This window comes from Microvirga sp. KLBC 81 (genome assembly GCF_003075415.1).
In the GTDB taxonomy this organism is placed as follows: Bacteria; Pseudomonadota; Alphaproteobacteria; order Rhizobiales; family Beijerinckiaceae; genus Microvirga.
The window spans coordinates 1-16,272 of the sequence record NZ_QDAH01000095.1; the positions used below are offsets into that span (position 1 = coordinate 1).

The 16,272-nt window shown below is 60.4% G+C and carries 11 protein-coding genes and 3 pseudogenes; 11 read left to right on the plus strand and 3 right to left on the minus strand.

From position 1 onward, the window contains the following. Positions 1 to 389, minus strand: a 389-nt coding sequence (locus DC522_RS35515) for a hypothetical protein (RefSeq protein WP_205769824.1), incomplete at its 3' end; no start/stop codon positions are given. Positions 390 to 1,001: 612 nt separating this feature from the next. Here DC522_RS35515 and DC522_RS28740 point away from each other — a divergent pair. From DC522_RS28740 to DC522_RS36445, 5 genes and pseudogenes are all read left to right on the plus strand, one after another. Further along, positions 1,002 to 2,057 (plus strand): C45 family peptidase, encoded by a 1,056-nt coding sequence (locus tag DC522_RS28740; RefSeq protein ID WP_116531959.1) that lies wholly within the window; start codon positions 1,002 to 1,004, stop codon positions 2,055 to 2,057. Positions 2,058 to 2,238: 181 nt separating this feature from the next. Continuing rightward, a complete protein-coding gene (locus tag DC522_RS28745) occupies positions 2,239 to 3,645 on the plus strand; it encodes an amidase family protein (protein ID WP_116531960.1) in 1,407 nt (468 codons plus the stop codon). A gap of 71 nt (positions 3,646 to 3,716) precedes the next feature. Next, on the plus strand, positions 3,717 to 3,860 hold the full coding sequence (locus tag DC522_RS35520; RefSeq protein ID WP_205769825.1) for a hypothetical protein: 144 nt from the start codon (positions 3,717 to 3,719) through the stop codon (positions 3,858 to 3,860). 161 nt (positions 3,861 to 4,021) lie between these two features. Then, positions 4,022 to 5,458, plus strand: coding sequence for an amidase (locus DC522_RS28750; RefSeq protein ID WP_116531961.1), 1,437 nt, complete (start codon positions 4,022 to 4,024; stop codon positions 5,456 to 5,458). A gap of 182 nt (positions 5,459 to 5,640) precedes the next feature. Then, positions 5,641 to 5,825: pseudogene (locus tag DC522_RS36445) on the plus strand (IS6 family transposase); the annotation flags it as partial. A gap of 403 nt (positions 5,826 to 6,228) precedes the next feature. Here DC522_RS36445 and DC522_RS28755 read toward each other — a convergent pair. After that, positions 6,229 to 6,728 (minus strand): annotated as a pseudogene (locus DC522_RS28755) (Lrp/AsnC family transcriptional regulator). A 190-nt stretch (positions 6,729 to 6,918) separates the two neighbouring features. Between DC522_RS28755 and DC522_RS28760 the strand changes: the two are divergent. The 6 genes from DC522_RS28760 to DC522_RS28790 all read left to right on the plus strand — a co-directional run bounded on the left by DC522_RS28760 (position 6,919) and on the right by DC522_RS28790 (position 13,884). Next, positions 6,919 to 8,322: an aspartate aminotransferase family protein gene (locus tag DC522_RS28760; protein WP_116531962.1), complete on the plus strand. Its 1,404-nt coding sequence runs from the start codon at positions 6,919 to 6,921 to the stop codon at positions 8,320 to 8,322. 164 nt (positions 8,323 to 8,486) lie between these two features. Further along, positions 8,487 to 9,896: an aldehyde dehydrogenase family protein gene (locus tag DC522_RS28765; protein ID WP_116531963.1), complete on the plus strand. Its 1,410-nt coding sequence runs from the start codon at positions 8,487 to 8,489 to the stop codon at positions 9,894 to 9,896. Positions 9,897 to 10,026: 130 nt separating this feature from the next. Next, complete coding sequence (locus DC522_RS28770; RefSeq protein WP_116531968.1) at positions 10,027 to 11,337, plus strand: aspartate ammonia-lyase; 1,311 nt, start codon at positions 10,027 to 10,029, stop codon at positions 11,335 to 11,337. Between the two features lie 57 nt (positions 11,338 to 11,394). Further along, the gene (gene ald, locus DC522_RS28775) at positions 11,395 to 12,510 is read left to right on the plus strand and encodes an alanine dehydrogenase (RefSeq protein ID WP_116531964.1); all 1,116 of its coding nucleotides are present in this window, start codon (positions 11,395 to 11,397) and stop codon (positions 12,508 to 12,510) included. Positions 12,511 to 13,378: 868 nt separating this feature from the next. Further along, positions 13,379 to 13,606 (plus strand): hypothetical protein, encoded by a 228-nt coding sequence (locus tag DC522_RS28785; RefSeq protein WP_116531966.1) that lies wholly within the window; start codon positions 13,379 to 13,381, stop codon positions 13,604 to 13,606. Continuing rightward, on the plus strand, positions 13,603 to 13,884 hold the full coding sequence (locus tag DC522_RS28790; RefSeq protein ID WP_371680760.1) for a hypothetical protein: 282 nt from the start codon (positions 13,603 to 13,605) through the stop codon (positions 13,882 to 13,884). Before DC522_RS28785 ends, DC522_RS28790 begins: the two co-directional genes overlap by 4 nt. A 2,063-nt stretch (positions 13,885 to 15,947) precedes the next feature. Here DC522_RS28790 and DC522_RS28795 read toward each other — a convergent pair. Further along, a pseudogene (locus DC522_RS28795) lies at positions 15,948 to 16,178 on the minus strand (integrase core domain-containing protein); the annotation flags it as partial. Positions 16,179 to 16,272: the final 94 nt, after the last annotated feature.

Sequence of the window (16,272 nt, forward strand, 5' to 3'; positions counted from 1 at the left end):
ATGGACGAGCCAGCTTCGATCTCCTGCGCCGCCGGGTGCTCCTGGCAGCGTAATCCACGCAAAGTGCGGGAGAGCCGCGCAATCGGGGGAAGATCAGTCCGGTGTACGCCGGGGTCTTTGTCTACGTACGCCGCAAGCAGGAGGTCAGCCCTGGGGATCCGCCTGTCGTGTCGGCGCGACGCTTTCCCGTGGACGCGTGAGACATCGTCATCCCGGACGTCTACCCGACCTATATCAGCTATCACTAGTGTCTGCTGAATCGGCGATCTCTGCAGGACAACCTCTACAACTTCGCTGCCAAACGGCACGGCGCCTCGCGCGAGGGACGCGCCCTGCTGCAGGATCTCGTGGTGTGCGGTCGCTGTGGTCGGCGGATGAGCGTCGGTCATGGTTGCCAATATCTGCGCTATGAATGCCGACGAGTGCAGGTCAATTACGGCGAACCTTTATGCCAAGCTTTCCGGTTGCTTATCTGGACCAAGCGGCCAGAGGCTTTCCTAGCTAAGCCACCTTGGCATGATCGAGAGTCCCGGACTTGCGCATTGCCACCAATCCGATCATGCGATCCCGGCCCGGTGATTTCCTCCATAGTCTTGGTTCTCCCCGTCCACATCGACCAACTCAGGCTTCCAATGCTGCGACAAACCACCCTAAAGTTGGGCGTGGAACAGTTGACGCATTTCTGTCTAGTATGTATCAAATGACGCATTGAGGCCAATGGAGGACAGTGGCCTGCATAGAGGAGGGGGGATCGTTTCGCCCTTCTTGAAGGTGCGGGGCCGTTCTGTTTTTGGTTCTTTGTGCCTTGTGTCCTCGCGTAGCGGGCAGAAACACCAGGTGAGCCACAACATGAAAACGGATTTCTCCCTCCGCAGTATCCTGAAGGGAAGGGCCTTTTGCGGCGGCCTCGCTCAGTCCTTGTCGGCCGTCTTCGGCGCGAGCATCCCCTCAGACCGGTCACCCAATAATTAACAACGACTCACGGAAAGCAGAGGCCTCATATGTCCAGTAATCCCATCTCCCGCGTCCGCGCCAAGGGCGACGCCTTCTCGATCGGCTTCGCGCTTGGTCAGGCCAGCGCCACTGGCTTCGGCGAACGCGCCCTGCTCACGGAGGAATATCAGGCGCTAGAGGCCTGCTGGCGCGGATCGGACTATCTGAAGGCACTAGAATCCGCAGCCCGCGCGGCCTATCCACGCTTCGTGGCCGAGCTCGAGGGGATCGCTGCAGGTGTCGGGCATGATTTCGAAACGGTCTTCCTCTGGAACTGCCGGGGCGACCTGCGGCTTCCCGATAATGTCTCCCCTGCGGCGAAAGCCGTCGCCGCCACGGGCTGCACCTCGCTCCTGATACCGGCAGAAGGCGACGGCCCGGCAGTAATCGCCCACAATGAGGATGGTGCGGCGGAGCTACTCGGCGCTTGTCTGTGGGTCGAAGCCGAGCCCGACGAAGGCTCCGCCTGGAGCAGCTTCATGTATCCCGGCATGCTGCCGGGACACACACTCGGTCTAAACGAGGCCGGACTTGTGCAGACCATTAACAACATCAGAGCCCACGACCTTCAGCTTGGCGTGCCACGGCAGATCATCTGCCGTGCGATCCTCGATGCAAAAGGGCTGGACGAAGCGGTTGAAATCCTGAAGCGCAAGGACCGCGCCAGCGGCTTCCATCACAATCTCGGTGAGGCCAAGACGCGTCGGCTCCTCTCTGTCGAATCGCCGTCCTCAGGTTGCGTCCTTCGGGAGGTCGCCTCGCCGCGAGCCCACGCCAACCACCTGCTCTCCCGGGAATTCGACGGCCTGAAGCAAACGATCAGCCTCTCTTCCCGCACCCGGCAGGAGGCGGCGGACCGGATGATTGCGGAAGGCGCGATCGCAGGGGGCGCGGAGGTGGTGCTCTTCGATGAGGCCATCTATTGCGACAAGAACCGGCGGGACGCTACCGACCAGACTCTCGCCACAAGCGTCTTTGCGCTTTTCCCTGGCCGCGTCGAATGGCGCGTGCACGCCTCGCCGGACGAGCGCGACACGCTCAGCGGAACGATGCACGTCGTCTAATGCGCCGCCACGATCATCAAGCGCGTAACAGCTTCGTTCTGAGAGCGGATACCCCCTCGCGGCGACGAACCCGTCTACGTTTTGGCCGGTGACCGGCCCAAGGGCTATGAAGCCGCTCCGCGAGGCGACATGGTGCCGAGCATCTTCATCGCGAGGTATTAGGTAACAGAGGATCGATCGTATGGACTCTCAGACCATCGGATTTATGTCGGCCATCGAGCTGGCCGAGCTTATTCGCACCAAGAAAATATCGCCAGTTGAGTACATGCGCGATTTACTTTCCCGCATTACGGACCTGGAGCCCAAGCTAAACGCCTTTGCTTACCTTGCCGCTGACCGCGCGATGGATGATGCGAAAAAGGCGGAAGCCGCTCTGATGAGCGGTGCGCCAATCGGCCGATTGCACGGCGTGCCTGTCACTATCAAGGACTTGGCGATCACAAAAGACATGCCGACACAGCACGGCAGCAGAATCTACGCTGGCGATCAGCCGGACGAGGATGCGCCGATCGTGGCACGCCTCCAGGACGAGGGCGCAATCCTCCTCGGCAAGACAACGGTGTCTGAGATGGGTTGGACCGGCGTCTCGCGCAGTCCGCTGACGGGCATCACCAGCAATCCGTGGAAGCTTGGCTATAGCGCCGGCGCGTCCTCGGCAGGTGCGGGGGCCGCCGCTGCGGCGGGCTATGGGCCCCTACACCAGGGCAGCGACGGAGCGGGGTCGATCCGCATGCCCTCGCATTTCTGCGGTGTGTTCGGACTCAAGCCAAGCTTCGGCCGTGTGCCGAATTATCCAGTCCCTGTGGGTGACCTGACGTCCCATATCGGGCCAATGACGCGCACGGTCGCCGACGCTGCATTGATGCTTGAGGTTATGGCCGGACCTCACTTCCTCGACTACACATCGCTTGAGGCGGGACCTGCCAATTATCTCGCTCGACTGCGTGATGGGGTGAAGGGCAGGCGCATCGCGTACAGCCCCGATCTAGGTGTCGCCCGCGTCGACCCAGAAGTCGCGGAGCTTGTCAAGGCTGCGGTGGCACGCTTTACAGAGCTTGGCGCAATCGTCGAGGAAGTCGCAACCCCTTGGGCGAAGGATGGGCCGGAGCTGATCCGCTTCTTCTGGTCAGCGCACTTCTCCAGGCTCGGACGGTACCTTCCGGAATGGGAGGCGGAGATGGACCCTGGCCTTGTCGCCTGCATCAGGCATGCGGAAAGCGTCTCCGTCGTTCGCTACCAAGAGATGCGTCTGCGGAAGATGGCCTACGTCGCTAACATTCATCGTTGGTTCCAAGATTGGGACTTCCTGTTGACACCCTCCGCTTCGGTCGCCGCTTTCCCGGCCGAGCAGTTGATGCCTAGCCACTGGCAGACGCATCCCTGGGACTGGATTACGTGGGCGGAATTCACGCATCCGTTCAACATGTCCTGGAATCCCGCAGCCAGTGTACCTTGCGGGTATACGCCGGCTGGGTTGCCGGTCGGTCTGCAGATCGTCGGAAAACGCTTTGACGATCTTGGTGTACTGCAGGCCTCGGCGGCATTCGAACAGCTGCAGCGATGGGCGGACAAGCGCCCACGGCTCTAGCTTAGCTTGCCGCATGAAATCTCGCATCCGGCGGATCAACCGCACCACCAGCGAGGAAAGGGGGATGCATTATGACAATCTCTCGACGCGACCTCACAATGACAGGCATGGCTGCCGCAACGGCTATATCGATTTCCCCTGACCGCGTCGAATGGCGCGTGCACGCCGCGCCGGGCGAGCGCGACATGCTCAGCGGAAGGATGCGCGTTGTTTGATGCGGTGCCGTGATCGTCGAGCGGGTTAGCGCCTCGTTCTGAGAGCGGCCCGCAGCGCGAGCGTTATGCGATAGCACCAAGGGATTTGCGAGGCTGCGGAGGTGAAAGTTCCACACATGTATCCGGTTGGGCACCAGGTAAGTCAGTGAAGGATGTTTGCAATGAAGCTGAGTGAATACGCGGAATACGATGCCATAGGCTTAGCCTCTCTCACCAAGTCGGGTGACGTGGCTCCTCTAGATTTGGTTCGGCTAGCGCGTGAAGCTCACAACGAGGTGAATCCTCTCATCAATGCCGTCATTGAGTTCTATGAGGATGCAGAGACCGTTACGGGATCGAACGACGGCCTCTTTGCAGGCGTTCCGTTTCTTCGTAAGGACGTGGGTGCGACTGAAGCCGGGCGTCTCCAGGAAAATGGAAGCCGCCTGTTCAAAGGCTATCGCCCCGAGACCGAGAGCTATTTCTTTCACCGAGCGCGAGAAGGTGGGCTCCGAACTATCGGAAGAACGACCACACCAGAGTTTGGTACGTCCGGGATGAGCAAATCCTTGCTCAATGGCATCACCGGCAATCCATGGGAGTTGTCGCGATCTGCGGGGGGCTCGTCCGCTGGTGCAGGAGCGGCCGTGGCCGCTGGCATTACTCCGATCGCGCATGGCAACGACGGGGGTGGTTCAATTCGCGTTCCTGCGGCTTGGTGCGGTCTTGTCGGGCTGAACCCGTCCCGCGGCCGCATTTCCGGCGGCCCAAACGACCAAGACGGATCGTTTGGCATGAGTCGACAGTTTGTTGTTTGTCGGACGGTCCGGGATATGGCGGCCGCACTCGACGTCTTTTCAGGCCCCTATCCCGGAGATCCGTTCATCATCATTCAGCCGGATCGTCCCTATGTAGAGCAACTTTCACAGCCCACGGGCAAGTTGAGGGTAGGGGTCGCAAGGTCCAAATGGGGCGCTGTGGATGTCGACCCGGAAATCATGCGCGCTATCGAGACGACAGCCACACTTCTCGAGGACATGGGCCACTTGGTGATAGATATTGAGGCGCCGTATGAGCCAACCGACTACGCAAGAATACTGCTCGGTCGGACCATACTCAGCGCACCCTCTCTTGAAGAGACCGCACGGGCTATGGGACGTGAGATCTGTGCGGACACTTTAGAGCCGATTAATCTGAAGATTCACGAGTTTTGCCGGAATTCCCAGCCGTATGATGCGCGGGATTTGTTAGAAGCTCTGCGGAAGATGCGGTTCCTTGTCGGTGAGGCGATCCAAGGCTTCGACATTCTGCTGACGCCTACGATGCCGTTCGTGGCGCCGCCGCACGGCGGCATCTACTGCACGACCAACCCGACGCTGTCCGCAGAGGAGTATCTGGAAGCGGATGTTGCTCTCTATCAATTTCTTGGCGTCTTCAACGTCACGGGGCACCCTTCGGTGTCGCTACCACTGGCGCAAAGCGCCGACGGCCTGCCAATTGGGATTCAGATTGTTGGCCGTTTCGGCGACGAGGCTACCCTGGTCCGTATTGCACGCGATCTTGAGGAAGCCATGCCATGGAGCCATCGGAGACCACCTCTTCGAGCTGGAAGCAGCTGACATCGCCTGCACTGTCTCGGCGGGCAGCAGGGTTCTGTTGCAGCATTGAAGATCTCCTTTCCTGGGCTATGACATGGGGACGAGGAGGCGGTCGCCGCACGCGATCAAAGCGCCAGGCAGAGTCCTCAACTGCCCGAGGTACCCAGTCTCAACAGCGTTCCGCTACCAAACACCTGTGCAATGCGATCAGGCGCCATATCCGGCCTGAGCGGATGGTGATTGATGGAGGTCAGGCCAACCGTGAGGGAACCTCTCCCGTGACATGACGAACCGAATACAGGATAGGTCCAAGCGAGGGCTGAAGCCCATTCGCATCCACCAGATTCGATATCTCAACAAGCGCCTTGAGCAGGATCATCGGACCATCCCATTAATGGACGCGTTCCTCTCATGATACGGGCTTTGCAAACAATGCACACTACTCCCGCCAAACTAGTGCCAATGTCGGGTACGTAGAGGGATATGCCGAAGGCAGCCTCTCCTCGGCAATGCCCTTCCGACAGATCCAGTTTGTGATGCCAGTTGACTGCGCTTTCATGCGCACCCTTGGCGCCAAGGGTCGGCGGCAGTGATACCGTTGCTGTGCGGCGATGTTCAAAGCTCGGACGATCAGCCAATTAACCTTTTGGGAGTGAGCAGGAGCCTCCTCCGAACCATTACTGAGAAAGGTGCGGTCACATCCGGTGGCGTTCATCGTCTCTACTTATTGTCCTTAGCCCCCGCAGCACCGTTCAGCCGCTGATTGCTCCACTTGGCCTTGAACCGCACATCTAGCGACCCGAGTTCCCGCCGAACACCGGATCGTCGGCATCAATCGGGAACTCAAAGCCTGCCTTCGCGCGGTCCATCACGACCATGGTCTTGAAGCCCTTGATATCGGGATTCTCGTAGAAGAACCGGCGCGTAAACTCTTCATAATCCTCCATGCTCTTCGCTGCCACAACCAAGAGAAAGTCGGCATCCCCGTGACGTAAAAGCCGATCATCACCTCCCGCGTCGCACGAATGGCACTCTTGAACCGGTCGATGATATCGGCACGCTCCCGCTCGAGCGAGACGAGCACAATCATCGTGACGCCGCGGCCGACCTTCTTCGGAGACACGATGGCCACATCGGCTTCGATCACGCCCTCAGCCCGAAGCCGCTTGAGGAGGCGCTGGCATGCCGTCGGCGAGAGATTGATGAGGCCTCCCAGCTCCTCGGAGGTGACGCGATTATTGCGTTGCACGATTTCGAGAATAGCCGCATCGAGGCGATCGAGAGGGGACATGCACGTTTCCTGCGCCAGTGGCTGCATCTTTGCAGGATCGAACCCTATCCACGCCCCACAAAGCCGTCAACGGCACGGCACGGCGCGATAACTTGCAGCGGTCCGGCAGGCGCCCCTATCGCCGCCGTTGCCCTTCGACCGAAATACCTGTGCCTCGGCAACCTAGTCGCTTGAGGTGGGGAGAACGACAATGACACTCAACGTGGCCGAGATCGGCCGGCTCGATAAGGCCAGCGTGCTCCATCCCTTCACCCAGCTCAAGGACTTTGCCACCGGCAAGGCCGGCGATCCGACGATCGTCGAAACCGGCAAGGGAATCCGCATCAAAGATGCCACGGGGCGCGAGTACATCGATGGCTTTGCCGGTCTCTACTGCGTCAACGTCGGCTATGGCCGCACAGAGATTGCGGAGGCGATCTCCGGGCAGGCGTACCGGCTGGCCTATTACCATTCCTATGCCGCCCACACCACAGACGAGCTGGCCATTCTGTCCGACCGCCTGGTCCGCATGGCGCCGGGTAAGATGAGCAAGGTGTTCTATGGCATGTCGGGCTCCGATGCCAATGAGACCAATGCGAAGCTCGTCTGGTACTACAACAACCTGCGCGGTCAGCCCCAGAAAAAGAAGATCATATCACGCGAGCGCGGCTATCATGGCTGCAGCGTGATCTCCGGCTCGATGACGGGGATGAGCTTCTACCACGACTACATGGATCTGCCCGTCTCCGGCATCATCCATACCGGCGTGCCGCACCATTACTGGGGTGCTCACCCGGGTGAGACGGAGCTCGAGTTCTCGCAGCGCCGGGCGGCGGAACTGGAGCAACTGATCCTGCGCGAGGGGCCGGAGACGGTCGGGGCCTTTATCGGCGAGCCTGTCCTTGGGACCGGCGGCATCACGCCGCCGCCGGAGGGCTACTGGCCGGCGATCCAGCAGGTGTTGAAGAAGTACGACGTGCTGCTGATTGCCGACGAGGTCATCACCGGCTTTGGCCGCACGGGCTCAATGTTCGGCTCGCAGCATTATGGCATCGAGCCTGACCTGATCACCGTCGCCAAGGGCTTGACCTCCGCCTACTTCCCGTTGTCGGGCTCAATCGTCGGCGAAAAGGTCTACCAGGTTCTCGAGGACGGTGCCGACCGCGTCGGCGCGTTCTCGCACGGGTACACCTATTCCGGCCATCCGATCGGCGCGGCGGCCGCGAACGCGGTCCTGGACCTGGTCGAGCAGGAGAACCTGCCCGGCAATGCGCGGGAGGTTGGGGGCTACTTCCAGGAGCGCCTGAAAGCCGTCTTCGCCCAGCTCCCGATTGTAGGCGAGGTGCGGGGTGTCGGCTTGATGGGAGCGATCGAGTTCGTGGCGGATCGGGCGAGAAAGTCGCGCTTCGAGGCGAGCGTGAAGGTGGGCGCCCGGATCTCCAAGGCGGCCCGTGACCGTGGGCTGATCGCGCGCGCGATGCCGCACGGCGACATTCTGGGCTTCGCACCGCCTCTGGTCACGACCAAAGTTGAGGTCGACGAGATCGTCTCCATCGCCGAAGCGGCCGTGCGCCAGGTCATGGACGAACTGACCCGCGACGGCCAGAAAGTCTGAACGATGGCGGCCGGACCTCTCCGTCCGCCATCGCAAGCGTTCATGTCGCCATCGACCACTGCATCAAAAGCGAGGGTGGGGCGCGGGTCAATGCACCTTGCCCTAACCAACAAACCTAACCGCAGCGGATGCCGGCGCATCATCAGGGAAGAGGAAGCTGGCGAATGACCGCTGCCAAACTTCATATCACGACTCGCTTGGCACCCATATCCGTGTACAGCCCCTATGATGGGGCTCTCGTGGGATCGGTCCAGGCGACGGATGCAAGAGAAATCAGTGAGCTTCTCGCGTACGCCCGGCGCGGGGCCGAGCTTTCCCGTAACCTGCCACGACATCAACGAGCGAGCATTCTTGAGCGTGCCGCTCAAATCGTTGAAAGCCGTCGCGATGCATTTGCCAAAACCATCGTGCGGGAAGCCGGCAAAACGATTGTGCAGGCACGGAAGGAAGTCCTTCGCTGCGTCAACACGCTGAAGCTCTCAGCCGAAGAGGCAAAGCGAAACGCTGGGGAGATCGTGCCGTTTGACGCCTACGCGGGATCAGAACAGCGCCAGGGCTGGTTTACCCGTGAGCCGCTCGGCATCATCACCGCCATCACCCCCTACAACGACCCCCTGAACCTTGTCGCTCATAAGCTCGGCCCCGCAATTGCAGCGGGTAACGCGGTTTTGCTGAAGCCATCAGAGCTGACGCCGCTTTCGGCAATCAACCTCGTCAACGTGCTTCGCGAAGCCGGCTTGCCGCAGGAGGTTATAACTGTCGCTGTCGGCGGTACAGATCTCGGCAAGGCTCTGGTCGCGGCTCGCGACGTCCGCATGGTGTCGTTCACCGGTGGATTTGCAACAGGCGAAGCGATCAGCCGCTCGGCGGGGCTCAAGAAGCTGGCGATGGAACTCGGTGGCAATGCTCCCGTCATCGTGATGAATGATTGCGACTTTGACAAAGCGGTCGAGGCTTGCGTCTCCGGTGCCTTCTGGGCTGCCGGGCAGAATTGCATTGGCGCTCAACGCATTCTGATCCAAGCCGGACTCTACGATCGCTTCCGAAAGGCCTTTGTTGAAGCGACCAAGAATCTCAAGGCTGGTGATCCGCTCTCCGAAGCGACTGATGTCGGCCCGATGATCTCAGAACAGGTAGCGGAACGCACCGAGGCAGCGGTCGATGAAGCCATTACCACCGGAGCGAGACTGCTCTGCGGGCACCGCCGCGAGGGGTCCTTGTATCACCCGACGGTGCTGGAAGGCACGCCGACGACATGCCGCCTGTGGCACGAGGAAGTGTTTGCGCCTGTCGTCATGCTGGCTCCCTTCGACACGCTCGATGAAGCCATCGCGATGGCCAATGATCCGGACTATAGTCTGCACGCCGGCATCTTCACCAACAATCTGGCTGTCGCGCTTGAGACGGCCGGCAGGATCGAGGCCGGCGGGGTGATGATCAACGACTCCTCGGATTACCGGTTCGACGCCATGCCCTTCGGGGGTTTCAAATACGGCAGCATGGGCCGGGAAGGCGTTCGCTTTGCCTATGAGGAAATGACTCAGCCCAAGGTGGTGTGCATCAATCGCGGGTGAGCTCGTAGTTCGAGCCGGCGCTGCTCTCTTCCCGACCGGCGGTTCACCTGAAGAGTTCGGGTGTTGCCGTCAAAACAATATGCGCCAGCGGACCTGGCTCGGCGCAAAGATCAACCTCGTAGAGTTATTCATGACTGTTGACCACCGCATCGAATCTGATCCCTTGGGTCCCGTCAGCGTGCCGTCGGATCGCTACTATGGCGCGCAGACAGCCAGAGCGATCGCGAACTTTCCGATCTCGGGCATCACGATCAAGCGTTTGCCGCTCGTCATTCAGGCGTTGGCCCACGTCAAGATGGCGGCCGCTCGGGCAAACTGCGAGGAAGGCTACCTGTCGCCCGAAAAGCGGGACGCCATCGTGCAGGCTTGCCAGGAGGTGTTGGCCGGAAAACAGGACGAGGAATTCCTCGTCGATGTCTTCCAAGGCGGAGCAGGCACGTCCACCAACATGAACATGAACGAGGTGCTTGCCAACCGCGCGAGTGAACTGCTGGGTGGTGTGCGCGGCGAGGGGCGCCTCGTCCACCCGAACGACGACGTCAATCGATCCCAGTCGACGAACGATGCCTATGCGACCGCTGTTCGCCTATCCATCATTCCGGCAAGCCGCAACTTGCGCGACGCACTGGCCGGACTGGCCGCAGCCCTCAACAGCAAAGCGGACGAATTCGTCAGCATCCGCAAGCTCGGGCGAACGCAGCTTCAGGACGCGGTAGCCATGACGCTTGGGCAGGAATTCGCGGCCTTTGCAACAACCATTCTTGAAGATTGTGACCGTCTCAAAGAGACTGAACGGCTGTTCCTTGAGGTCAACCTGGGCGGGACTGCGATTGGAACAGGGGTCGGAGCCACGCCGTCCTATCGCGCGCGTGCGCTCGAGCACTTGGCACGCGACACGGGGCTGCCTGTGGTCGGCTCAAAAGACCTGTTTGAGGCAAGCTGGGACATGGGCGCGTTCATGCTCCAGATGAGCATGATCAAGCGAACGGCGGCCAAGCTTTCGAAGATTGCGAACGATTTCCGACTTCTGTCGAGTGGGCCGCGGGGCGGCATTGGTGAAATCATTCTACCGACGCTCCAACCCGGATCGTCCTTGATGCCGGGCAAAGTCAATCCCGTGGCGGCTGAGGCGCTCAACCAGGTCTGCTTCTACGTCTACGGCCTCGAGACCACGGTCGCCATGGCAGCTGAAGCGGGGCAATTGCAGCTGAACGCCATGGAGCCCGTGATCATCTTCAGCATCCACCAGTCGATGGAACTGTTGTGCAACGCAGCCAAAGCGTTCACCACAACGTGCGTGGTTGGCGTGAAGGCGAATACGGCCAGATGTGAAAGCAATCTGGCGTCCAGCACCGCATTCGCGACAGAGCTGGTGAACAGCATCGGATACGAAGCCGCAGCGAAGATTGTCAAAGATACGCTCGCACAAACTGCGGCTTGATTGAGGTGGTCGGTTTCGCCCGTGGCTGCCGCCGTGTCTAGTACCAAGGAGGTTTTTATGCGCGTTGGGGTGCCGAAGGAAATCAAGACTCACGAGTATCGCGTCGGGCTCACCCCAGGCGCGGTCCGCGAGTACGTGACAGCGGGCCATACGGTGCTCGTTGAGACCAAGGCCGGTGCCGGAATCGGTGCCGACGACGAGGCTTACCGGCAGGCCGGAGCGGTTGTCGTCGATACGGCTGCCGAGATCTTCGCTCGGGCCGAGATGGTCGTGAAGGTCAAGGAGCCGCAACCCAGCGAATGGGTTCAGCTGCGCGAAGGGCAGATTCTCTTCACCTATCTCCATTTGGCGCCCGACCCGGATCAGACCAAGGGCCTGCTCGCCTCCGGATGCACGGCCATTGCGTACGAAACCGTGACCGACGCCCGGGGCGGGCTGCCGCTGCTGGCTCCCATGAGCGAGGTGGCCGGCCGGCTGTCCATTGAGGCCGCAGGCGCCGCGCTCAAGCGCTCGGCCGGTGGGCGCGGATTGCTGCTTGGCGGTGTGCCAGGTGTGCCGCCGGCTCGGGTTGTGGTGATCGGCGGCGGGGTGGTGGGCACTCACGCCGCCCGCATGGCTGTTGGACTGGGCGCGGAGGTGACGGTGCTTGACCGCTCGATCCCGCGCCTCCGAGAGCTGGACGAGCTTTTTGCCGGTCGGGTCCGCACCCGCTTCTCGACCCTGGAGAGCCTCGAGCAGGAGGTGTTCGCCGCCGATGTGGTGATCGGCGCGGTCCTGGTGCCGGGCGCCAGTGCACCGAAGCTCGTGACACGCGTGATGCTGCGGCGCATGCGCCGCGGCGCCGTGATCGTGGATGTGGCGATTGATCAAGGTGGCTGCTTCGAGACCTCGCGCGCCACCACCCATGCCGATCCGATCTATGAGGTCGATGGCGTGGTGCATTACTGCGTCGCCAACATGCCCGGGGCTGTTCCGCTCACCTCGAGCCATGCCCTCAACAACGCGACGCTCCCCTTTGGCCTGGAGCTGGCGAACGAAGGTCTTCGGGCCGTGCTCGACAACCGCCACCTGCGGGAGGGCCTGAACATTCACCGCGGGCGTCTGACCAACAAGGCTGTGGCCGACAGCCTCGGCCTGCCGTTCACGCCGGTGGAAGAGACGATTGCCGTCTAGGCTGAGCGGGACAGAGGGATGGACGTGAACGTGCAGGATACACGAGGCCACAAGATGCGAGCGCTTCCAGCCCACAGGCGATCGTCTTGGCAGTCCGACAGGAGAACGTCGACCCCACTTGGGCTTGTCGATCGACCGGGAAGGTCGAAACACGGAGATCAGGTCTCTGCCGAGGATTCCAACCTCGACCACATCGAGCAGGCGATTCTTCGTGCGTATGCTCAGCTGGCGGTGACAGCGGATATGACTGGCGGTGTCCGCTCCGTGACATTGGCGCGCTCTCGTGCTGTGGAGGTGCGATTAATAGAGATCGTTCAGCCGGAAGATGCCCGGCCTGACATGCCGCCCTTTTGGCTCGAGGTTTGCTGCCATGCCACCGGCATAACCCTCGACAGTTGTGGCTGCTTTGAATTTGACGAGGCCGAGTTGGCGATCGCTGCAGATCTCGTCTCCGAAGCGGCAAGAAGAGTTGAATAGCATTGGCAATGCGCTCCATGGCTGCGATGTCGCACGGACCGCAGGGCGGGCGAGGATATGGCACGTGAGGGTATGGGCTGAAAATCTCTCGAAGCCTGCAATTCGTAGGCCATGGGCCTGCACCGGTCTCCCTGTCGGCAAACCCGGCAGCGGAGGAGGTGGCCAGCTGTTTCGGCCACCTGACTCCCCTCTCGAAGGGGAGATGTCCTCTCGGACGTTCCTCCCAAACTTGGGCTCGCTGCAGCCATGCCGCAGCGAGCCCCTTTTTGCTCGTGTTGGAACGTCACGCATCAGGGCACACAGACCTGGCCACTGTCTGCTCTTGGTTCGTGGTCAGCGAGATGAGCCATCGAACCAACCTCCTCCTGGAGCAGCCTGTGAGGCTGGAGCGATGACAACGCACCCTGACCTGACGTCTCAAGCCATCCAGGATTCTGGCGCGATTGAGGAGATCCAGTTCCTGGATCACCGGATCCGGTTTGGACCGACGCACACCGGCTGGGTGTCCTTTGTGGCGCGTCCAGGCCAGCGTCCGACGATCATTCTCGCAAGCGAACGCGAAACCCTGCTCGCGCAGTCGCACAAGCTGGTCGAGCAACGGATCGCGGGGAGGCGATGATGGGCTATCAGCTTCGGCAGCTGGCGTCCGGCAGCTATGACCTGCTGCTTAGAGACGAGATCATCGGCAGCGTGGTCCGCAGCGGCTCTCGCAGCAAGAACACCACATGGATTATCGAGCTTCTGGACGACAGCCCGGAAGCGCCACGTCCGGCTCCGTTTACGGCGGCCGAGGAGGAATTTGAAACCCTGGAGGCGGTGTGCCGGTGGCTCGGAGACGCTCCGGTTCGACCTCTGCGCAAAGGCAGTGGAGTGTCGGCCCTTCCGGTTCATCGATGAAGTCACCCGCGGATCTCATCGGCCCGTCTCGAAAGGCGGCAGCTGTGCCGGAGGTGCATCGTAGCCACAAGCTGTGCTTGTAAGAGCGTACACGCGATATGAAGCACGCGACATTCCCGTCGCGTCGCAGGCGAGCACTGGATCGCTGAACTGTCGGCTTCAGTTGGAGAGCACCCGTTCAACCGCAACTTTTCAGGAGATGTCATGTTGAAGCGCATTGCGAACTATCGGCCAGGAACGCTCATCGATCTGTGTCTGGTGATCTCTACCGCTTCGTCTGCGGTCACCGTCGTTTACTTGTGCTCACAACTGCCCTAGGTCGGGACAGCAGCATGCTCGCATTCCACGGCATGCAGACGCATGTGGCGGAGGGCAGCAGCGTTTCTTCAGCCGGGTCTTCAAATAACTCCAATGGTGCCGCTGGCGCTTTGCTCAAAGGCCCGCGTCGTGCCGCAGCATGCATGGTCTCCAATAAGCATCCCGTGTCGCCAGCGTGTTGCCGAGCTTTAGTGTCGAGAGGATCTTGGCGCGTTTATGCTGTGTGACAGATGCGGACGTGCGTCACCTCCAGAGTTGCTGCAGGTCTTCGTGGATGAATCCGACGAAGAAAATTCTTCTCCTTGGCGCCCGCGGTTTCAGAAGTATGTATGCAGCGCAGCCCTTTCATGAGGCATGTTGCATTGCCAGGAAGTCGAATGCAGCCGATATCAACAGCGGCTGATTTCAACGCGGCACCGCTTTTCTCCCTCCCGGCGCTGCCGTGTCGGCCGTTCCCTCTGGAAGGTTTTGACTTTATTTGTCGGACCTCAACTTTGCGCCGGGCCTTGGGCCCGGCATCTTTTTGTGTTGGACCCTACAAAGCCGTCGATGCGTCTGAGCGAAAAAGTTGGCCCGCAAGCACCCCGACTTCAGTCTGGGCCGCCGTGTGCTTTGCAGCTCGGCGAGCACGGCTGGCGATCGTGCGCCCATGCTGCGAGACGCTTGAGCGCACATTGACGCGAGGCACCGGGCCACTGCAGATCCACTCGAAGCGCGTTCATGAAGATCTATGAGAGAGCAATCCGCATGTCACCTGGGAGCTTCGCATCAAAGCACGCCCAGTTCTGGTGCCAGGAGTTCCACGCGAACTGTGCACGGATGCGAAGCAGGGCTACAGATTGTGCGGAGACAGGCAGGGCGTTCTCTGCTAAGGGAGAACTTCAGATATATATATGGCGACGCAGCAGAGCCACACGCTAGACGCTTGTCGGCCGATCCGGCAGTATTCGGGCCAGAACTCACTGACCTCCCGGAGACGCTCGCATGCCTCCACCCGTGACTTCCTCCCACTTCCGCAGGATCTGTTGCAAATTCGGTTTCTACTTGTCTTTTGCAACTGAGCTTCGAAGGCTCGTGACTGGAAAATCAACCACTTACGGTGACAACCAAAGCGCCAGAATGGCCCCTGAAATGACTATACTCGAAGTTTGCAACAGATCCCTTTTTGTCGCCTGGCTCATAGCAGCCCTGATCAGTTCATCCGCGCAACCGGATACTTCCCAAGCTGTCTAAAATCCAACACCCTTCACCTGAAACCGCATTGTTCAGGGCCGACCAAGTAGCTCGGCCTGCCCACATCACGTGCTCCCGACACCCCTGTCCCGGTCGTACCAGGATACAGCCGCCGAGCTGACTGTGCCAACGCGCCGGTGGTGTCGAAGAAAAGCATGCCCGATAATAATCACATCGAGCAGGATCATCGGGCTATCAAGCGGGATCTGTTGCAAACTTCGAGTATAGTCATTTCAGGGGCCATTCTGGCGCTTTGGTTGTCACCGTAAGTGGTTGATTTTCCAGTCACGAGCCTTCGAAGCTCAGTTGCAAAAGACAAGTAGAAACCGAATTTGCAACAGATCCACAAAAAGTCTGAGCCAGTTCAGGATCAGTCGCAGATTGTGGTCGGTGGCCACAAGCAGCGCGTTCATCGCATCGCCCGCGACTCCGAGCAGGTGATTGTGTAGTAGTCGGTATTTGATCGGACAGTTGGCGTCAGAGAGTGATCGGATTGAGCCTGTCCGACAGGATTAGGCTGCAATCATTTTCTCCTTCGCCAGCGGCACGGCATTCAAGAAGGTCTGCATCGGCGTCTTGCCAAAGCACCACCGCCCCTGGTGCAGCCGCTCCTCATTATAACTCCTCACCCAGGCATCGAGATCAGCCTGGAGCTCCGCAATCGAGCCGTAGATCTTCTTGCGGAAGACCACCCGATAGAACTCGTTCAGCACCGTCTTGTGGAAGCGCTCCACGATGCCGTTATCCGGCATGATGTTCGCGGTGCCTTATGCGTCCATCTGCCTTCTTCGGAAAGGGATGCTATGGTGAGCCCATCTGGGACGCGGGGCACCGGGA